This is a genomic window from Dehalobacter sp. 12DCB1, assembly GCF_004343605.1.
Taxonomy (GTDB): domain Bacteria; phylum Bacillota; class Desulfitobacteriia; order Desulfitobacteriales; family Syntrophobotulaceae; genus Dehalobacter.
Window position 1 is genome coordinate 271,463 of sequence record NZ_POSF01000011.1, and the last position, 20,046, is coordinate 291,508.

At 47.4% G+C, this 20,046-nt stretch carries 21 protein-coding genes; all 21 read right to left on the reverse strand.

All coding sequences use genetic code 11. The annotated features are described in order from the left end of the window. Positions 1-8 precede the first annotated feature (8 nt). The gene (locus C1I38_RS04860) at positions 9-671 is read right to left on the reverse strand and encodes a helix-turn-helix transcriptional regulator (RefSeq protein WP_020491503.1); all 663 of its coding nucleotides are present in this window, start codon (positions 669-671) and stop codon (positions 9-11) included. 155 nt (positions 672-826) lie between these two features. Then, positions 827-2,902: a glycine--tRNA ligase subunit beta gene (gene glyS, locus C1I38_RS04865; RefSeq protein ID WP_119776051.1), complete on the reverse strand. Its 2,076-nt coding sequence runs from the start codon at positions 2,900-2,902 to the stop codon at positions 827-829. Between the two features lie 2 nt (positions 2,903-2,904). Continuing rightward, positions 2,905-3,783: a glycine--tRNA ligase subunit alpha gene (gene glyQ / locus C1I38_RS04870; protein WP_119776049.1), complete on the reverse strand. Its 879-nt coding sequence runs from the start codon at positions 3,781-3,783 to the stop codon at positions 2,905-2,907. A gap of 377 nt (positions 3,784-4,160) precedes the next feature. After that, positions 4,161-4,904 carry a DNA repair protein RecO gene (recO, locus tag C1I38_RS04875; RefSeq protein ID WP_119776048.1) on the reverse strand — a complete coding sequence of 248 codons (744 nt, stop codon included), beginning with the start codon at positions 4,902-4,904 and terminating at the stop codon, positions 4,161-4,163. 88 nt (positions 4,905-4,992) lie between these two features. After that, entirely contained in the window at positions 4,993-5,634 is a 642-nt protein-coding gene (deoC, locus tag C1I38_RS04880; RefSeq protein WP_119776046.1) for a deoxyribose-phosphate aldolase, read from the reverse strand. A gap of 97 nt (positions 5,635-5,731) precedes the next feature. Next, a complete protein-coding gene (gene era, locus C1I38_RS04885) occupies positions 5,732-6,661 on the reverse strand; it encodes a GTPase Era (RefSeq protein WP_199698278.1) in 930 nt (309 codons plus the stop codon). Positions 6,662-6,744: 83 nt separating this feature from the next. Continuing rightward, positions 6,745-7,188 carry a cytidine deaminase gene (locus tag C1I38_RS04890; protein WP_119776320.1) on the reverse strand — a complete coding sequence of 148 codons (444 nt, stop codon included), beginning with the start codon at positions 7,186-7,188 and terminating at the stop codon, positions 6,745-6,747. 186 nt (positions 7,189-7,374) lie between these two features. Then, entirely contained in the window at positions 7,375-7,740 is a 366-nt protein-coding gene (locus C1I38_RS04895; protein WP_119776038.1) for a diacylglycerol kinase family protein, read from the reverse strand. A 15-nt stretch (positions 7,741-7,755) separates the two neighbouring features. Further along, positions 7,756-8,346, reverse strand: coding sequence for an rRNA maturation RNase YbeY (gene ybeY / locus C1I38_RS04900; RefSeq protein ID WP_119776036.1), 591 nt, complete (start codon positions 8,344-8,346; stop codon positions 7,756-7,758). Between the two features lie 66 nt (positions 8,347-8,412). Then, positions 8,413-10,647 (reverse strand): HDIG domain-containing metalloprotein, encoded by a 2,235-nt coding sequence (locus C1I38_RS04905; protein ID WP_243109292.1) that lies wholly within the window; start codon positions 10,645-10,647, stop codon positions 8,413-8,415. Between the two features lie 6 nt (positions 10,648-10,653). After that, the gene (locus tag C1I38_RS04910; RefSeq protein WP_020491493.1) at positions 10,654-11,634 is read right to left on the reverse strand and encodes a PhoH family protein; all 981 of its coding nucleotides are present in this window, start codon (positions 11,632-11,634) and stop codon (positions 10,654-10,656) included. Positions 11,635-11,666: 32 nt separating this feature from the next. Then, on the reverse strand, positions 11,667-12,869 hold the full coding sequence (gene yqfD / locus C1I38_RS04915; protein ID WP_119776034.1) for a sporulation protein YqfD: 1,203 nt from the start codon (positions 12,867-12,869) through the stop codon (positions 11,667-11,669). A 2-nt stretch (positions 12,870-12,871) separates the two neighbouring features. Continuing rightward, entirely contained in the window at positions 12,872-13,357 is a 486-nt protein-coding gene (locus C1I38_RS14255) for a YabP/YqfC family sporulation protein (RefSeq protein WP_243103714.1), read from the reverse strand. Between the two features lie 2 nt (positions 13,358-13,359). After that, positions 13,360-13,815 carry a GatB/YqeY domain-containing protein gene (locus C1I38_RS04925; RefSeq protein WP_119776032.1) on the reverse strand — a complete coding sequence of 152 codons (456 nt, stop codon included), beginning with the start codon at positions 13,813-13,815 and terminating at the stop codon, positions 13,360-13,362. A 15-nt stretch (positions 13,816-13,830) separates the two neighbouring features. After that, positions 13,831-14,007 carry a 30S ribosomal protein S21 gene (rpsU, locus tag C1I38_RS04930; protein ID WP_015044591.1) on the reverse strand — a complete coding sequence of 59 codons (177 nt, stop codon included), beginning with the start codon at positions 14,005-14,007 and terminating at the stop codon, positions 13,831-13,833. Between the two features lie 143 nt (positions 14,008-14,150). Next, on the reverse strand, positions 14,151-14,495 hold the full coding sequence (locus C1I38_RS04935) for a histidine triad nucleotide-binding protein (protein WP_020491490.1): 345 nt from the start codon (positions 14,493-14,495) through the stop codon (positions 14,151-14,153). A 45-nt stretch (positions 14,496-14,540) separates the two neighbouring features. After that, positions 14,541-15,398, reverse strand: coding sequence for a hypothetical protein (locus tag C1I38_RS04940; RefSeq protein ID WP_119776030.1), 858 nt, complete (start codon positions 15,396-15,398; stop codon positions 14,541-14,543). Between the two features lie 86 nt (positions 15,399-15,484). Beyond that, entirely contained in the window at positions 15,485-16,897 is a 1,413-nt protein-coding gene (gene mtaB / locus C1I38_RS04945; protein ID WP_119776317.1) for a tRNA (N(6)-L-threonylcarbamoyladenosine(37)-C(2))-methylthiotransferase MtaB, read from the reverse strand. An 80-nt stretch (positions 16,898-16,977) separates the two neighbouring features. Next, on the reverse strand, positions 16,978-17,715 hold the full coding sequence (locus tag C1I38_RS04950) for an RsmE family RNA methyltransferase (protein WP_119776029.1): 738 nt from the start codon (positions 17,713-17,715) through the stop codon (positions 16,978-16,980). A gap of 43 nt (positions 17,716-17,758) precedes the next feature. Then, positions 17,759-18,685: a 50S ribosomal protein L11 methyltransferase gene (gene prmA / locus C1I38_RS04955; protein WP_119776027.1), complete on the reverse strand. Its 927-nt coding sequence runs from the start codon at positions 18,683-18,685 to the stop codon at positions 17,759-17,761. 60 nt (positions 18,686-18,745) lie between these two features. Then, complete coding sequence (gene dnaJ / locus C1I38_RS04960) at positions 18,746-19,888, reverse strand: molecular chaperone DnaJ (protein WP_119776026.1); 1,143 nt, start codon at positions 19,886-19,888, stop codon at positions 18,746-18,748. Positions 19,889-20,046 lie beyond the last annotated feature (158 nt).

The following is a 20,046-nucleotide window of genomic DNA, read 5'->3' on the forward strand; positions in this document are numbered from 1 at the left end:
TTTCTCCATTAAAATAGGTTTGCGGTATTTGGAAATTTTTCTTGGCCCAGTTCTACGAACAAGTTGGTAACATTGGTCTTCGTAAATCTGCCAACTACCTCGAAACTTTCGCGACCTTCCTCATTGATGTAGCTTTCGACGACTGGAAGCGTGTCAATTTGGTGCAGCACCAGCTTTCTGGCAGCCTCAAGTACGGATTCATCGGACGCGGCCATGATAATATTCGGCATCCTTGTCATGATGACACTGATTGGCACCCCATGCAGGTCCATATTGCCAAGTGAAGCCTTAAGAATATCCTTGCGGGAAACCATTCCTTTAAGCTCACGTTCATTATTGATCACGATCAGACTACCGACGTTGTTCGTGAACATGGATACGACAGCATCGTAAATCGAGATGCTCTCTTTGACAGCAGCCGCAATTGATTTGAAATCACCGACTCTGAGCTGACGCACCCTTTGGGCGATAGGTGAAGGTCCCGTATTTCCATTATAAAAATAGCCAACTCGGGGACGTGCCTCCAATACACCCGCCATGGTCAGGATGGTCAGATCAGGTCTTAAGGTCGCCCTGTTCAAATTCAGTTGACTGGCTATTTGTTCTCCCGTCATCGGGCTGGATTTTTTCACAAGTTCTAGGATCTTCTCCTGGCGCTCGGAAAGCTGCATTTTTCTCACCCTCCGGAAAATAGAAACTAAAGTTCAAATATAGTAGCACATTGACCATAATTCAATGATATAGTATGTCATATTTCTATATTATATAACATATTCGAGAAAAGAAAAGCCTTATCTTTAAAAAGAAAGCAAAAATAAGGCTGGACCTATGCCAGAAGTGTCAGGTCTCCGAGACAGCCCAGCGCTTCCGCACAGCTCTTCAACAATCCCAGACGAGCATTTCTGAGCTTTTCATCTTCGACCATGATCATGACATCTTCGAACAGTTTTTCGATCAATGGCACGATTTCAGCAGCAAACGCATAGGCTTTCCTAAAATCTGCATTGTTCACAGCCGTCCGGATTAACGGAGCTTTTTCGTGCAGGCATTGAGCCAGCGTCAGCTCCGAGCTTCCTTGTAGATTGGAAACCTGCCATGCTTCGGCAGCTGCTTTCTTGCAGAGGTTCACGCAACGGACATAGGCGTTGCTGTAGGAAACAAAGTCGTCAGCTTCATCCCTGACTTGGGCGAGTACTACGGCCTTTTTCATTAGATGAGCAGGCTTTTCTATTCCGTGGGCCATGACAGCGTCAATCGTATCGTAGCGCAGTCCGGATTCCTGGAGCAGGTAGCGGACCCTTTGAATGAAGAAGTCCAGAAGGGCCGGTCTGATCTTCTCCAGCGGTTCCAGCGTGATTCCCTGCACGGTAAAGATGCTGTAGGACTCTTCGATTAGCCGCAGAAGAGACAGGTTCAGTTCGTCTTGAACCATCAAGCCGACGATTCCAAGCGCCTGACGCCTTAGCGCATACGGGTCCTGCGAACCGGTGGGTTGGATGCCGATCCCGAAAGAACCGACGATTGCATCAAGCTTATCTGCGAGACTGACCACTTTCCCGGTTACAGAGGAAGGGAACACGTCTCCAGCATGACGCGGACGGTAATGTTCGAGAATTCCAGCACAAACGGCCGGGGCTTCGCCATTGCTTCCGGCATAATATGCACCCATGATTCCCTGAAGTTCAGGGAAATCGTAAACCATGTGCGATACAAGATCTGCTTTGGCCAGATAGGCCGTCCGGTCGACCAGTTCTATTTCTTTTGTATTGAGACCCATTTCGTTCGCAATCGCAACAGCCAGTTTCTGAAGACGGGCGACCCTTTGTCCGACGGTACCAAGCTTCTCGTGATACACAACCCTGTCGAGTTTTGGAATCAGGGTATGCAGCGGACTTTTCAGATCTTCCCGGTAATAGAAAGCAGCATCTTCCAGACGGGCTTTGAGCACTTTCTTATTGCCCTCTTTCACGATATCGAGCGAGGTTCTATCGCCATTCCGTACCGTAATGAAGTATGGCAGTAATTTACCGTCTTCTGCCCTGACCGGAAAATAACGCTGATGTTCCTTCATCGGCGTGGTGATGACTTCTCCCGGCAGGACCATATATTTGACATCGACTTCGCCCAGAAGAGCGGTCGGATATTCCACCAGATGACATATCTCTGTCAGCAGGTCCTCGTCCTGGTCGACTTTGCCGCCAACCTTAGCGGCCAATAGCTGGATCTGGCTCCAGATATTCTGTTTTCTTTTCTCTTGGTCGGCCAGCACAAAGACCGATTCCAATGCATTCAGATATTCAGCCGGCTGAACGATCCGGATATAGCTGCCAAGTGTACGGTGTCCACGAGAGGTTCTTCCGGCCTGAATTCCGGCATAGCTGAAAGGGATTACCTCGTCGCCAAACAAGGAGATCAGCCAGCGGATCGGGCGCGCAAAACGGATGTCATAATCTCCCCAGCGCATCGGTTTCGGAAAATTAAGGCTTGTAACCAGATTCAGCGAGACCTGTGGCAGCAGCTTTTCGGTTTCTTCGCCTTTTTGGGATTTTACAGCATACACATAGGGCACGCCATTGATTTCTTTCAGAAAAAAGTCTTCGGTCTTAACACCCTGTCCGCGTGCAAATCCTTCAGCCGCTTTTGTCGGTTTGCCTTCGGCATCGAATGCAGCCTTCTGAGCAGGCCCTTTGACTTCTTCACTGATATCCTGCTGCTTTTCAGCCAGGGCTTCTACATAGAGTGTCAGACGCCTCGGTGTCACAAAACACTGCAGATTCTTATACGCTAAACGCAGTTCCGCCAGCATTTTTCGGGCATTGTTCTCCAGCTGGGCCACTGCACCTGGTGCAAACTTAGCGGGCATTTCTTCCATGCCTATTTCCAGTAAAAAGTCCTTGCTCATTTTTATTCCCCCCTTTTTTTCAGCAAAGGAAACCCAAGTGTTTCCCTCTGGGTGACATAGGCCTGGGCACACAGACGGGCTAGGTTTCTTACTCTGGCAATGTACCCGGTTCTTTCCGTCACACTGATTGCACCCCGGGCTTCCAGAAGGTTAAACGCATGGGAGCATTTCAGTACATAGTCGTAAGCCGGCACGACCAGGCCTGCCTGGACGGTCCGCTCTGCTTCCTTCTCGTACATATCAAACCACTGCCGCAGCGCATCAATATCGGCCACTTCAAAGTTGTAGCGTGAAAAATCAATTTCATTCTGCAGATAAATATCACCGTAGCTGATATCTCCGACCCACTCAATATCAAAGACGCTGTCCTTGCCCTGAATGAAGGTCGCGAGCCGTTCTATTCCATACGTGATTTCTGCGCAGACGGGTTTGCAGTCAATGCCACCGCACTGCTGAAAATAGGTAAACTGGGTGATTTCCATGCCGTCCAGCCAAACTTCCCAGCCAAGTCCCCAGGCCCCCAGTGTAGGGGATTCCCAGTTGTCTTCCACAAACCGGATATCATGGTCAGCCGGATTAATCCCGAGCCGTTCCAGGCTTTCGAGATAAAGCTCCTGGACATTATCCGGCGAAGGCTTCAGAATGACCTGATACTGAAAATAGTGCTGCAGACGGTTCGGATTTTCACCGTATCTGCCGTCAGTCGGACGCCTGGACGGCTCCACATAAGCCACATTCCAGGGTTCCGGGCCAAGTGCCCGCAAAAAGGTAGCCGGATTCATGGTTCCTGCGCCTTTTTCAATATCGTAGGGCTGGGCAATAATGCATCCCTGTTCACCCCAAAACTGGTTAAGGTCCAGAATAAGATCTTGAAATTTCATCAATTTTCCTCCTTTTTAGATCAGACCAAATAAACGCAATCCATGCAAGAATCGTAATAGCAACGAAAAAAATAAACCCCCATCCATACAGCAAATGATTGCTGCAGGGACGAGAGTATTTCCCGCGGTTCCACCCTGCTTGATTCACAATGTACTTACGTAACTTTGTCACGTAACTTGGAATCCTCTTTGAACCTGGTCCGCTCCAGACTGCCCAACCTGTTTTCACCTGTCCGGCTCCCACCCTCCCGGACTCTCTTAGCGGCTATCGCAGGTATCTTTTCCATCTATGCGGACAAAATATTTTCATAAAAAGGAAGCTACTTATATGCAGCATACCTTTATCTGAAATATTATATGCTAATAAACCTCCACTGTCAATTCTTCCAGAACTCACTGCCTTGTCTCCAGGCCAGGAGTCTGCGTTCAAATTTCTGTTCACAGTAGTAGCACAGGCTTTCGAGGATTTCCTGCCGCATTTTTTTGTTCCAGCGCATTCGGTCAAGCTTCGTGAGATCAGCCTGGTACAGCTGGCGCATCAAGGCCAGGCTTCCCGGATTCAGCGCTCTGACAATCCGGTTGTTTTTACAAGCAGCACAGAGAAAACCTCCGGCCTCCGCACTCAAATAGACCTGTTCTCCGTAAAGGTCTCCGCCACATTCGGTACAACCCTCCATCGATGGCAAATAGCCCTGCAGGTGCATTAGCCTGAGCGCATAAGCGGCCTGAGCCATATATGCATTAAGATGTTTGAGCAAAAAAAGAAAACTTAAGGTAAGGGTGAACAATTCTGGATCAGGCTGTTCTCTGACAGTAGAAATATCCAGCAGCTCGACCATTGCCGACGCGGTGATCGTCCGGTCAAAATCGTCCCAGAGATGGATGAAATTCTCCCGGGGCTGAGCCTGATTCACCGTATCCAGTGTTTTCCCCCTGTACAGCAAAAAATCGGCATACGTAAAAAGCTGCGTCCCACCTCTTTGGGTACTTTTGGGTTTTCGAACTCCCTTGGCCACAGCCTCAAGCTTTCCTTTTTCCCTTGAAAAAAGCGTGACGAGCCTGTCCGACTCACCATACTCCCTGCTGCGGATTACAATTGCATCCGCCTGATAGACCGCCATCTCCCAACATCATCCCCGGTCGTGTCTTTATTCCCTATTATACCCTCAATAGATGCTATCTTTTTGGAATACATCTAAGAACTAAATACTACTGGATTATTGCGATTCCGGAACTGGTTCCGAGTCTGTCGGCGCCTGCTTCAATCAGTTCCAAGGCAAACTCTTTCGTCTTAATCCCGCCGGATGCTTTGACTTTAACAGCAGGACCTGCCCAATTTTTCAGGTTCTTGACGTCTTCAACTGTTGCGCCACCAAAATAACCGGTCGATGTTTTGATATAGTCTGCTCCGGCTTCCCGAATAATCTCAGCCGCTTTTTGTTTTTCGTCCTCGTTTAAAAGTCCGGTTTCAATAATTATTTTTATTTTTAGACCGCAGCCCTGGGCCGTCTGGACCATCAAATTCACATCACGCTGTACGGCCTTCCAATCGCCTGATTTGGCTTTGCTGATGCACATCACGGCATCAACCTCCCTCGCACCATGGGCCTTCGCTGCCAAAATCTCCTGCATCTTTATTTCGGTAAACGCAGCACCAAGCGGAAAACCTATGACCGTGCACGGTATGACACTCGTTCCGTGGAGCAAGCGTGCGGCGGTACAAATATACACAGGGTTTACACAAATGGAAGTAAAGCCGTGTTTAACAGCCTCATGGCAAAGATCAACAATATCCTTCTCCGTCGCTTCAGGTTTCAGAAGCGTATGATCAATTCTTCCGGCGATATTCATAAGTCTACCTTCCCTTCAGCGTTCTTTTATACTTTCCCGTATCGCTAATATGCTAAGACACTCTATTTTTTAGTAAGCCTAATTTACCCCACAGCATTTATTCTTTCAGGTCCTTCAAATTATACCCCAGATCCCTGAGCTGGTTATTCTGGTTGCGCCAGTCCTTCTTGACTTTGACCCAAAGCTCAAGGAATACCTTGCTGCCCAGCAGCGTTTCAATTTCTTCCCGGGCAAGCCTTCCGACTTCTTTTAAGACGCTTCCTTCCTTACCAATGACAATTCCTTTCTGGGAATCACGTTCAACAAGGATCACAGCCCCTATCTTAATCAAGGATTTTTTCTCTTCCATTTTATCAACCACGACCGCGACCGAGTGCGGAACTTCTTCTCTGGTCAGGTTCATCAGCTTTTCTCTAATCAGCTCTGCAACGACAAACTTCTCCGGCTGGTCAATGACGACATCATCCGGAAAATACATTGGGCCAGGTGAAAGCGCTTCAAAAATCAGATCCATTAACTTCGCAGTATTCTCGGACTGTAAAGCTGAAATCGGAACAATTTCTCTAAAATCTGCTATTTTGGAAAAGCCGGCTATTTTCTCCAGCAGCTGATCCTTGGAAATGAGGTCAATTTTATTTAAGGCCAAAATGCAGGGAATTCCGCTGTCCTTAATGACCTGAAGCACGTATTCATCCCCCGATCCAAACGGCACGGAGGCATCGACGACGCATATCGCAAAATCAACCCCCTGCAAAGTGCTTTTGGCGGCCGCGACCATGTATTCGCCCAGGCGGTGCTTCGGTTTATGAATACCGGGCGTGTCAAAAAAAATGACCTGCCCGCGTTCTTCGGTAAGGATACACCGGATTCTGTTTCTGGTTGCCTGCGGCTTATCGGATATAATCAGCACTTTCTGACCCAAAAGCGTATTTAGTAAGGTCGATTTTCCAGCATTGGGCCGTCCGATCACTGCAACAAAACCCGATCGAAAAACTTTATTATCCTGCTTGTTCAACTGTTTTACCATCCTTGTATCATAAGTCTCGTATCATAAAATTGTGTATCCTATCGTTGTATATCCTATAGCTGTATATCATGTGGTCTCTTATCCTAAGTGCTTTTTAAAAACTCCGGGCCAAACGAATCAGGGAGAATATCCTTCAAACTGGTTTTCCTGATTTCTCCGCTGCCATTGCTGAGTAAAACAAGGCAGTCCGAGGCGAACTCCCGGATCACCTGCCGGCAGGCACCACATGGGGACGGCATCTCCTCGAGCGGAACTGCGACAGCAACCGCTTTGATCCGCCTTTCCCCCAATCCGATCCCATGGAATACGGCATTGCGTTCCGCACAGACACTCAGACCATAGGAAGCATTTTCGACATTGACACCGGAAGTGATCCTTCCTGATTCCCAGAGAACGGCGGCGCCAACCTTGTAGCAGGAGTAAGGGGCATAAGCATCTTCACAAGCTTGATGCGCCTGGCGAATCAGCTCCGCAGCCTGGTTGATATCTATAGACTGATCAATAACTATAGCCTGATCATTCCTCATCCACATCCGCCCGCCCCCTTAGATTAGAGAAATCTAACGACATGCAAACTATTTTTTTCAAAGGTATCTTATAATCAGTCTGTGGGCCACAGTTCCGCCGTGAGCGGAGCACGATGCGGAGCGCGGCTTTTTGTGCCATGGAGGGCACAATAGCCGAAAGGCGGTATTGTTGCCCACAGACCTACCCTAAAATAAATAAGGTCCAAAAATAATGATCCCAATAACGACGGCCTGAATAGTGGAAACCAGTACGGCACCGGAAGCAACATCCTTGCCGAGGCCGGCAAGGGGATGGTACCTGGGTTCAGCCAGATCAATTGCCCTTTCCAACGCGGTATTAAACAATTCCGCCACCAGAACGCTGCCAATAGCATAAATAATGAACAGCCAGTGAACGCCTGAAAGATGAAAGTAAGCGCCTGCCAGAACAACAACCACGGCGGCAAAAAAATGAAATCTGAGGTGTTTTTCTGTTCTCAGCGAGTAAGCAATCCCTTGCAAAGCCCCTCTGCAGCTGCCGGCAAAACCAGCAGGCTTACGGATATCCGGCATTATTCTTCCCCCTTGTCAGCGCAGCAAGCCGAGCTGATCCATAACCTGTTCCTCCAGACGCCTCATAACACTGGAATCATCCTCATTGCCATGATCGTACCCCAGAAGGTGCAGTGTTCCGTGCACTGCCAGGTAAACAATCTCTCTGGCAAAGGAATGCCCATACTCAATAGCCTGCGAACGGGCTCTTTCGACAGAAATCACGATATCACCGAGAGCCGTATCGCAGTAGCTAAAATTATCGTCATCTTCTTCGTATTCGTCAAGATCTTCTTCATCTTCTTCGTCAATCATTTCTTCGAGAGAATATTCAAGCCGTTCTTTCTTATCCTTATCCGACTGAGGATTATAATAAATCTCCGGCTCCCCTTCCCCCTTTTCCCGAAGGGCAAAAGATAGGACGTCTGTAGGGCTGTTAATTCCACGGTACGTCTTATTCAGGAGATAAATAGATTCATCATCGGTCAGGACAAGTCCGATCTCAGCGTCTTCCGGGCCACCTCCCTCAAGAAGTGCTTTCTGAATGCCCGTGCGAAGCAGTTCTGCTATTTTATTTTGTTCATCTTCTGTAATAGAATCATCTTCCCAACTGATATCTAGTTCCATTTCTCAGAAAAGACCTGCCATTAAAGAGCAAGTCTTTTTCTCCCCCCTATCCGTGAGAATTATTTTTTACGAAAGCGAATCAGGTTCGCTTTCCTGCTTAGCCGAAGACTCATCCTCTTTTTGCGGTTTCGATTCCTCCTGTTTCTGACCAGTGTCTGCTTCCTCTGCCAATTTGGTCTTGGCCGACGGCAATTCAGGGTATTCGATTCTGGAATGGAATATTCCGCTTAGAACCTTAACAAAAGCTATAGATATCTTATCCAAATCCTTAAAGGTTAAGTCACATTGGTCAAGCAGGCCCTCATCAAATTTCTCCTTGATAATCTTACGCACCAATCCTTCAATTTTTCCCGGCGAACTGTCCTTCTGGGAACGGACGGCTGCTTCAACATTATCCGCCAGAAGAACCAGCGCCGCCTCTTTAGACTGGGGACGCTGCCCGTCATATCTGAAAGCTTCTTCCGGAGCATCCGGATTCTCTTCGAGTGCTTTATGGTAAAAGAACGATGCCGTACTGTCCCCGTGGTGCTGCGCAATAATATCCTGAATATTGGATGGAAGCTTATGCTCTTTGGCCATTTCTAGTCCGTCTTTGATATGGGAAATAATAATTAGGGAACTAAGCGTCGGGGCAATCTTTTCGTGGGGATTATCCTTGGAAAACTGGTTTTCTATAAAGAAGTACGGTCTTTTCAGCTTGCCGATATCATGATAGAGCGCACCGACTCTGACCAGCACAGGGTCAGCTTTAATTTCCTCAGCGGCAGTTTCAGCCAGATTCCCAACTAGGACGCTGTGATGGTAGGTCCCTGGCGCTTCGATCAATAAGCTTTTCAACAGCGGCGCATTCGGGTTAGATAATTCCAGCAGCCTTACAGCTGATGTAATGTTAAAGCCCTGTTCCAGCCAAGGCAAAACACCCATGGTAAGAACAGACGACAGAAACCCATTGGCAACGCTCAGCATGCATCCAATCAGCCAATCGGTTGGACTAATCTGAAGGATTAAGGCAACACCGCTTACAAGGGCAATATTTACCAAAGCCACAAACAATCCTGCCCTGGCCAGTTCAGAACGGCGGTCCAGTTTAGCAACACCCTGTATGCCGACAATGCCGCTAAGCAAAGAAAATAAGGCTGCCAGCGAACCTGCTGCTCCCATGTTCCCTGGATCTGCCATCATCCCGGTGAAAATAGCCAGAATGACGCCTACCAGAACTGCGATCTTAACGCCAAGCAGGAGTGTAACCGTCATCGTAACCCAGGCTGCAGGTATCAGGATAGCCGTCAAAGTGTTTAAATCATTGTCCCCAAGACTGATCGCCATAAAGGCTTTACCCATAGCCAGCGCAACAATCATCAGAAGTCCGATCAGCACCATCCTTTGCCAGTGGGTAAACGTGTCGGGGCTGAACTGGTAGGCAAATAAGATCAAAATGATCATCGAAACCAGGACAATTATTGCAATTCCGGAAGCCGGCTTCCACGGAGATTCTACTTTGATCAATCCGTACGCCTGCAGGGCTTGATAAATCTGATCATCAACAATTTCCCCCGGTCCTATAATTTTTTCATTTTCTCGATAGGTCCGGATGGATGGTTTAACCTTAGAAATGGCAATATCCTGCATTTTTTTTGTCGCTTCTTCATCGATGGTCAGTGTCGGTTTGATCACACACTGTTCAATAAATTCATTTATAAGTTCTTTTACAGGTTCAGTTACATTGGATTGATTGATCTGTTCACTCATTCGGTCCTGTGAAAGTGATACTTCTGCCTGAGATCTCGCTCCGGTCTCGGCATCGCTTGCTATCCCAAGGATGACAACTGAACTAGTTCCGGAGGCAGATACAATCTCCTGATCAGACAAATTCAGCAGCGCTTCAAGCGTGCTGTTCGATAATCTGCTATAAGGGACTTTCTTGCGGAGCTCGTCCATTTTTTCTGTAAGACTGTCCTTAGAATCTTTTTGATCCGCTAGAATCTCAAATGTCCGATCCAAATCTTTTGACAAGTTGGAAATTTGATCGTCATCAGCCATATAAACAGGTCCGACTGCATTTGCCGCTGCTTCCTGTTCTTCCTGGAACTTGGCGAGATCTGTCACTTTCTTTTCATAAGGTGCCGTGATCAATTCCGGACTGGGCTCACCGGATTCAATATTTAATTTGGACTGAAAAAGATCCGAGGCCAATATCGCGGTTAAGAGAATAAAGAACAGCACAAATAATGCTATCTGGTATTTTGTCATAGCATTCTTGGTCTTTTTAGGCAAAAGCATTGTTTTCAATTTTTTATTCAAGTCCCATCAATCCTTACCGGACTGCTTGTCCTCTTTTTTATCTTGCGCATCGTAAGCGTGAATAATGCTTTGTACAAGCGGGTTGCGTACAATATCGTCCAAAGTAAAGTAATGGAAGGAAATGTCTCCGATACCTTTCAGGATATGTTGTACTTCAATCAGCCCTGAATAATTGCCGCGGGGAAGGTCAACCTGGGTGATGTCGCCGGTAACCACTGCTTTGGAGGCAAATCCGAGCCTGGTCAGAAACATTTTCATTTGCTCCGGGGATGTATTTTGGGCCTCATCGAGAATAATAAATGAATCGTCTAGCGTACGCCCCCGCATATAGGCCAATGGAGCAATCTCAATCGTGCCTTTCTCAATATACCGTGCGGTCGTTTCCGGTCCTAGAAGATCATAGAGCGCATCATAGAGCGGTCTGAGGTACGGATTGACCTTCTCCTGCAAATCCCCGGGCAAAAAACCAAGTTTTTCTCCGGCTTCCACCGCAGGCCGGGTGAGAACAATCCTGTTCACTTCTTTGGCCCTCAGCGCCTTGACCGCCATGACCACCGCCAGATAGGTCTTTCCTGTCCCGGCGGGTCCGATGCCAAAGACAAGTGAATCCTTAGCAATGGCCTTAACATACTTGGCCTGTCCAAGCGTCTTGGGTTTGATCGGACGGCCCCTTTGTGTCGTCGCTATGATATGGGTGAGGTTTTGAGCCATATCCTTCACGCTGCCCTCTTCCACCTGGGAAACAACGTAGGTTACGTCTGCCAGGGTCAGTGTATTGCCTTTCCTAATTAAGTCCAGAAGCTGTTTGAGAACTGCTTCGGCAAGCTTGACCTGTTGTTCTTCACCTGAAATCGTCATCTCTTCACTGCGAAAAACAATCTGACAGCCGAGACGCTCTTCCAGAAATCTTAAGTTGACGTCCTCAAGGCCAAACAGGTTTAATGCTTCTTCTTTATCTTTCAGATTTAGTTTCGATTCATTACGCAAATGTGAGTTCCTCCAAATACAAGGATATTTGCTTATTTTTTATATACCGCGATATCTTCAAAGGTCTCAACTTCAACCCTGACATGTTCTGTTCCTTTTTTAGAAGAAAGAATCCGAACCTTATTCTGCAGTACTTTGACCCCTGAAGGCAGTTTTTGTTTCAATTCCTCCCTGGCTAGAGTCTCTGCAAGCTTCCTTCCTTCTGCTGCTGTACGGCTTACATGTACTTTTTGGGTTTCTTCATAATGTACCTTTAACAATTCGACAGGAAAACGCCAATTCCTCCAACTGGGCAATGCATATGTGCAGGTTTCTTGGATCGAATCGGAATAGGGGCTATCCTGATTTGTTATCATTATTACACGGTTATTTATTTTTATTCCCCACCCATTGGTCATATTTTCTGTCTTTTCAATCCTATCTTCTTCCAGGGAAACAATCTTGTCTGCGCTGTACCAGACCCTTGCCCTGATAAAGCCTTTGGCCGCCGGAGCATCCGTCGCGTTTTGTTTGGCTCTGTTCTGTCCAGATACATCAAAACTGTATTCCGTCATTCCTCCCGAAGCCTTGATCAGAACCTGTCCGGCGGTAACCAGCTGTCCTTCAGCAATCAGCGCCTGCCCCTGAATGACGATCACATCTTCCACATAGCCTGTTTTGGCTGCCAAGAGATCTCCCTGGAATAAAACGTTTTGCGGCAGGGTTTTTTCGACAACTCTGATTTTGATATTTGTTCCGCGCTCTTCCATCGTCACCCAGACCAGGTCAGGCATGCTCTCCTGAACTTGTTTACTCATCCGATCAAGGTCAAGGGAATTTTTCAGCACCCATTTATTTAAGCCGGCTTTTCCTGCTTCAGCAATAATCTGATCCGCTGACACCCTACTGTTTCCTTCTACACTAATGGAAAACACATACTGAGAAAGAACCGTGAGTGCTGCAATGATGATAAAAACACCAAAAATCAGACCCTTGCGTTTTTGCCAGCGCAGCGCTACAAACGGGAACCCATATCTGTTTCGGATCTTGATTTTGATTCCTGCTTTTTTGGCTGCCTTGCGCAAACGCTTGAAATCTGCAGCATTGATTTCGGCTAAAAAGCTGTCCGGCAGTTTTTTCCCATTATAGAATTCAATCCTGTCTTTAAGCGCCTCATTGATAAATCCAGCTAAGTTCTTGCCCTGCGCTTGAATGGTTACCCTTCCGTGCAGGTATCTGCCAAATTTTCCGAACACCTTCAGCCCTCCCCAAAGCTTAGTCCGGTTAACCGGCCGCGGATACTAATCTCATGATCCTGTACAGCGGTAAGGATGAATTTATCTCCGTTAAGGCAGAGTTTGCCCTCGGAAGTCCGCAAAGTAATTTCCTGATCCGAAAATCCGACCACTTCATCAAAATATTCTATGATGATCTCACTGCGTCCAATAATGGTTATTTTAGGTCCGTTATCCAGGACATCCGTCGGAAATTCCAGGATCTCACCGGCATGTTTTTGAAGCCTTTTCAGCACGCTTACCACTCCCTTCATAGCATGTCTATGCATCAGGAGCAGAGAATAGTCCAAGCAGTTAGCTGGAGACCAGGAGATCAGCGGAGAACAGAGGGAAACGAAAGAACAGATTGAATGCGCAACAGCCGAAGAGCCATTCAGGTACATGGCGTAAACCGTAAGTTTACCATTAAAAAAACTGCCGCTTATTAGCGGCAGTTTTTCATTACTCATTTTTAGGAACCCAAGAGTTCTCTCACGACTTGATTCACAAGCTTCCCTTCGGCTCTTCCTTTTGTCTTCGGCGTAATAATTCCCATGACTTTTCCCAAATCTTTGGGACCTTGGGCACCGGTTTCAGCGATGATTTCCTTAGCTATTTCGCGGATTTCCCCTTCAGTGAGCTGCTGAGGTAAGTATTCCATCAGGACGTCGACTTCCTCTTCAAGTTCCTGAACTTTGTCGGGCCTGTTCGCATTAGCAAACTGTTCCATCGCATCCCGCCGCATTTTTAACTCGCGGGCAAGAACCTCGATAACCTGATTATCATCGTTAAACTCCATTTTCTTGTCTATCTCAGCGTTTTTGATGGCAGCCCGTACCATTCGGATAACAGAAAGTCTGACCTTCCCCTCCTCTTTGGCCTTCATAGCTGTCTTCATATCCTCAACCAGACGATCCTTCAGGGACAATTGGAGCCAACTCCCTTATTTGAATTTACGTTTCCGCGCAGCCTCAGATTTCTTTTTTCTCTTAACGCTTGGCTTCTCGTAATGCTCGTGTTTGCGAGCTTCCGATAATACCCCAGAACGTTGACAGTTTCGCTTGAACCGGCGGAGTGCGGAATCCAGGGATTCATTTTTACCGACTCTGACTTCACTCATTTTTTTATCCCTCCCTCCACTGGTCAACTGATACGAAATAATTATAAAGGATGAATATGGACACGTCAAGCTGGAAGGAGCCTGCTTATTTGGCACATCAAGACACAACTCAGTCCTAATCTGACGGTTTTCCCGAAAGATGTTTAGCCGATTTTCTTGCCCAGCGGCTTGCCGCCGATCAGATGATAGTGCAGATGTCCAACCTCCTGACCTCCATCAGGTCCGCAGTTCACAACGACTCTGTAGCCTGATTCGGCAACCCCGAATTCTGCTGCGAGCTGCCTGATCAGGACAAAAATCCTGCCGGTCACAGCCATGTCATCTTCTGTCAGATCATTCAGACTGGTTAGGTGCTTTTTCGGAATAACCAGAATGTGAACAGGCGCCACGGGATTAATATCCTTAAAGCACAGGATATCTTCATTTTCAAAGACAATCGCTGAAGGAATTTCCTTGTTCACGATTTTGCAAAAAATGCAATTGTCCATGGGCCGAACCTCCAATTTTTTATCTTAGCGGCCTTTGCTGCCGGGTTATTCGCTTTTCGCAATCACTGTCTTGCTGAGAATATTCTGGTCACATTGCTCGAGCGTATCTGCAAAAGGAGTAAAGATATACAAAAAGACTGTACTGTCAAACTCCTCGAAATATCTTGCATAAATTCTTGTTCGGGATGCAATCAGCGGGAAATCCTCCAGGCTGGTTTTTTTGAGCGGATTACCGTACTGAATGTAAGCCCGCCGGCTGCCTTTATATTTGTGCGCCGGACTGTTAACTAGGATGATTGCATCCATTTGTTCCCAGCCCTCATAACCCGCATACGTGACTCCGCTCTTGACCTCGGAAGAAAGAACATTCATTTTCTGCTGCTCGGCAGGGCATCCCAGGCCGTCCAGGACCAGCTTCTGATAATCATATTTCGCTACAGCCATTATTTCGTTGCTATTCAGCTTCCCATCCGCCGAAAAACCATACTTGCTTTGCCCGGAGTTGTTCTTGATCAGATATCCTCCATAAAAACTCGCATAATAAGGTGAGTCATCCTTGTAAAGCGTGGATGAACCGTAATTCCAGCTGAACGCGCCGAAATTATAGAGTATCGACAGGGAAAGATCTCTTCCGGTGTATTGCGAAAAACCTTCATGATCATTAAATACCATGACAAACGGATACCAGTCTTTTTCTTCCGTACTGGAACCACCCGGGATCTGAACGGAGACATGCTGTTTATCCATCAGGCTCTTGGAATTTTCATATTTGGTGTAAGCCCACATCACCGCATAGCTTCGTACTTGTGCGTACAATGGTGCTTTTAATAATAATACACCCAGCGCAATAACTACGATTAAAACAATAATAAGGGGCTTCTTCCAATTCCTGATCTTATTCATTGTGGCTCCTTGTACTTTGAGGATTATTTGTTAATTATTATATTATAAAATGTTAGAAGATTAAACACCATTTGACAAATTCTGCTTTATTCAGCTTCATTAATTTCTTGGCAAGCAGCATTTTCTGGGGCTGAAACCAAATGCTCCTCGCGGACAGTGCATGTAATCAGATCGTTCTCGGCCAGGCTGGACGGAACTCTAAGTTCCAGATAATTTCGGGTATGTCCGCGGGCTCTTCCGTCTTGATCTACATTCTCCAAGAGTACTTCAAGTGATTTTCCGATAAACTTTTCCTCATATTTTCTGCGGCTCTTTTGACCAGACTGAATCAATTCCCTAACCCTGGTTGTTTTAATTGGGTTGGGTATCTGCTCCGGCATATCCGCCGCGGGCGTACCGGGTCTCCGGGAATAAGGGAAAACATGAATACCGGAAAATTCGCAGCTCTCAATAAAACGCAGGCTGTCCTGATAATCCTGATCTGTTTCTCCAGGAAAGCCGACCATAATATCGGAAGCGATTGCCGCATCTGGAACTCTGGCCCTTATCTGCTTCAGCAAAGCAGCATAATCCTCTGTCGTATAGGGCCTGTTCATTTTTTTCAGGATCTTGTCAGAACCGCTCTGAAGCGGAATATGGAAATGGGGACATACTTCCACATTGACAGCAATGATTTCCAACAATTCCAGCGAAAACTCCATCGGTTCAATCGAACCAAGCCGGAGTCTCTTCATCCCCGGAAGCTTCACCAGTTCACTGACCAGAACTCCCAGATTCATATTTTTATCGGCAAAGTCCCTGCCATAGGCGCCGATATGAATACCGGTCAGTACAATTTCCTTGTATCCTGCTCTCAGAAGTTCCCGGGCCTCCAGGTAGACGTTTTCAGGATCACGGCTGCGTGACGGCCCCCTGGTATAAGGTACGATGCAGTATGTACAAAACTGGCTGCAGCCATCCTGAACCTTCAGCATGGCCCGTGTCCGGCTCTCATTTTTGATCAGCGGAAGCTCCTCATATTTTATGCTTTCCTCAAAGCTTTTGACCTTTCGGAGAGGTTTTAAAGATTCAACCGGCCGCTTTGTCGAAGCACCGGCAGCACGTTCGCCCTGGATATCGCGTAAAAACTGAAGCAGGGAACTCCGGTCCTGAGTTCCCATGATCAGACCAACTCCATCGATCCCTGCAACCTCATCAGGACTTAGCTGGGCATAGCAGCCCATGACAGCGATGATTGCCCTCGGATGATCCTTGACCATCTTGCGGATGAGCTTGCGGGATTTCATGCTCCCTGTACCAGTTACGGTACAGGTATTAATAATGATCACGTCGGCAGAATCAGCCTCCTGGACGGTCTTATAGCCTTCATCGGACAGCAGCTGAGAAAGCGCTTCGCTTTCGGTCTGGTTGACCTTGCAGCCAAGCGTTAGAAAGCTCACCTTCAAGCCTTTCAGACTTTCCTTACTCCCGGTTATTTTTCGATTATCTTCGTTATTCATACCTTGGCTTCTTTTCCTTTTTTGAAAGATATTGAATTCTGAAGCAACGGTTTTACTTACCTTCAACCATAACGACACGTCTATCCAAGATCACCGAAGTAAGCGAGAGTCATCACAAGAGCTGCCAGAGCAGCTGTCTCTGTCCGTAGAATACGCGGTCCCAAAGAGACACTCTTAGCCTGAAGTTTTTCCTCGGCCCAGGCCACCTCTTCCAGCGCAAAGCCTCCTTCAGCCCCGATAAGCACAGCGATCGGGTATTTGGGTTCATATCCCTGAAGCACTTCCTTTAAGGAGTGCGTCTTTTCATCTTCATAAGGAATCAGCCATTGCGTCTCTGCCGGCAGCAGTCCCTTTAGCTTCACCCAATCGGTTACTTCCATAATTTTCGGTTCGATGACCCGATGAGATTGTTTCACAGCCTCAGCCGCGATTCTTTGCCAGCGAACCACTCTGTCCCGAGCTTTAACTCCTTCCAGTTGCAGGACAGACCGTTTCGTCCTTAAAGGGATAAGTCCGGCCATTCCGAGCTCAGTCCCTTTTTGGATGACCCATTCCATCTTTTCTCCCTTGGCCAGTCCCATGACAAGGTATACCCTTGCCTTTGCTTCCACGTCAGGGAATCCCTCTTCAACAATTCTGCAGTAGGCTGAGTCCCTGTCTAGTTCTTCAATAACTCCGAGCCACTGACCACCGGAATTATCAAAGCCCATGACTTTAGCGCCGCATTCAAGCCGCACCACATGAGTCAGGTGATGAAATTCTTCTCCGGCTATGTTAAAAGTGTCCTTTTCACGGGACGAGATTTTAAAACGGTGCATAGGATTCCTTCTCTCGAGAAAATAAAGAAGCCACTTGATACACTCAAGCAAACACAGCTTTCAGCAGTACCCAGCCTGCATCTTCAAGCCTGCCGACACAGCGAAGGCCAGCCGCATTCATTTCTCCCAGAACATCGTCTTCCCGGGTATCAATGATGCCGGAAGCAAGAAGGATACCCTCCGGTTTCATCAGCTGAGGCAAGGACGGCAGGAGTTCAATGATCACATCCGCGATGATATTGGCGATGACGACATCAGCTTTCCCCGTAAAGACCTCACCGAGGTTTCCCGTTTCAATCTTAATTTTATCTTCCATGTGATTCAGCGCTGCATTTTGCCGCGCAATCCTCACAGCCAGGCCGTCAATGTCGCCAGCCTGGACGTTTGCGCCGAGCTTGGCGGCCGCCACAGCCAGGATCCCGGAGCCGGTGCCAATATCAAAGACGTCCAGACCTTCCTGAATATGGTCTTCCAGCGCCTCCAGGCAGAGAGCGGTTGTCGGATGGGTACCCGTCCCAAAAGCCATCCCAGGATCAATCTCAATGATGACCACCTGGTCCTGCATATCTGTCTGTTCCCAAGTCGGTTTGATCAAGAAGCGTTTGCCGATTCGGACCGGTTTAAAGTATTGCTTCCATTCGTTCTCCCAGTCTTCTTCCTTCACCATCACGGAATTCGTTTCTATCATCCAGGCCGGAAATAATTCCTTGAAGAGCAGAAGTTCTTCCCGCAAGGAGGTAATCCTGGGACTTAAGCTTTCATCCTCCGGAAAATAACCCTTGACCACACACTTTCCTGTCACTTCCAAATCCGCATAAATATGATAATCCCAGATCCCTGATTCAACATACCCTTTAATCAGTTCAGGCGATTCGACAACTACCCCCTTGCTGCCAATCCGATAAAAAAGATCAGTAACAGCCTCCTCTCCCTCAGATGATACTGTTACCGCTATCTCAGTCCAATTCATGGCTAACTCCCTTTTCTTCGGTCGTTTTGACCGATCAAACATCTTCTAAGTCAAATATGATCAACTGATAGCATCCCGGACATTATCCTTCACCTTGTCCCAAAGCGATTTTTTACCAAGTTGCTGGCCTTCGGTTGTTATTTTCCCAAATTCGCTGAGCAGCTCTTTCTGCCGTTCCGTAAGTTTGGTAGGCGTTGCTACGATCACCCTGACATGCTGGTCACCGCACCCGCTGCCTCTCCGATAAGGAACACCCATTCCTTTGACTCTGAAGACTTTCGATGTTTGGGTTCCTTCGGGTATCTTTATTTTGACATCTCCATGAAGGGTAGGCACGTCAACTTCATCACCCAGGGCGGCCTGAACAAAAGTGATCGGGATTTCAACGTAGATATCATTGCCGTTTCTCTGGAAGAATTCATCCTTCTTAACGAGCAAAACAACATACAGGTCTCCGGACGGTCCCCCTCTTTCTCCGGCTTCGCCATAACCGCTGTAACGCAGACTTAATCCATCCTCCGTGCCTGCCGGGATATTGACTTCAATCTTTTTAACTTCTTTCACTTTACCTTTGCCATTGCATTTGCTGCACGGAGAGCTGATCATTGTCCCTTTTCCGCCACAAGCAGCACAAGTCTTGGTCGTAGCGATCTGCCCGAACGGTGTACGCTGAGTTGCCCTGATCTGCCCGGTACCGCCGCATTGTGAACACGTGGTCGGATTCGTGCCGGGAGCCGCGCCGCTTCCTCCGCACTCGGTACAGTATACTGAGACCGGAACTTCAATCTGCTTCTTCATGCCAAAGGCAGCCTCATGCAGCGTAATGGACAGATCATATCTCAAATCGGCGCCTTTCGCCGGGCCTTTTCTTCTGGAGCCTCCGCCCATGCCACCGCCGAAAAACATTTCAAAGACATCTCCAAGGCCGAAATCAGCAAAATCAGAGAAATCGCCAAATCCTCCAAAACCCTGTCCATTAAAGTCCACCCCGGCGTGGCCATATTGGTCATATTTTGCTTTCTTATCCGGATCGCTCAATACCGCATAAGCCTCGGTAGCTTCCTTAAAGCGTTCTTCCGCTTGCTTATCTCCCGGTTTGACATCGGGATGGTTTTCCTTGGCTATCTTCCTGTAAGCTTTTTTAATTTCATCCACGCTGGAAGATTTGCTAACACCCAGAACTTCATAGTAATCGCGTTTCATAATTTAAGCTGAAACTCCTCCCTAAATATCAATACAATACCGCATAAGACATAAATAAGACCCGCATTCCTCCGAATGCCGAAGCAGGTCCAAAGATACCGCTGCACCCTTAGACCCTCTTACCTACCTATAGACTCTTTCTAATGTATCATTATACT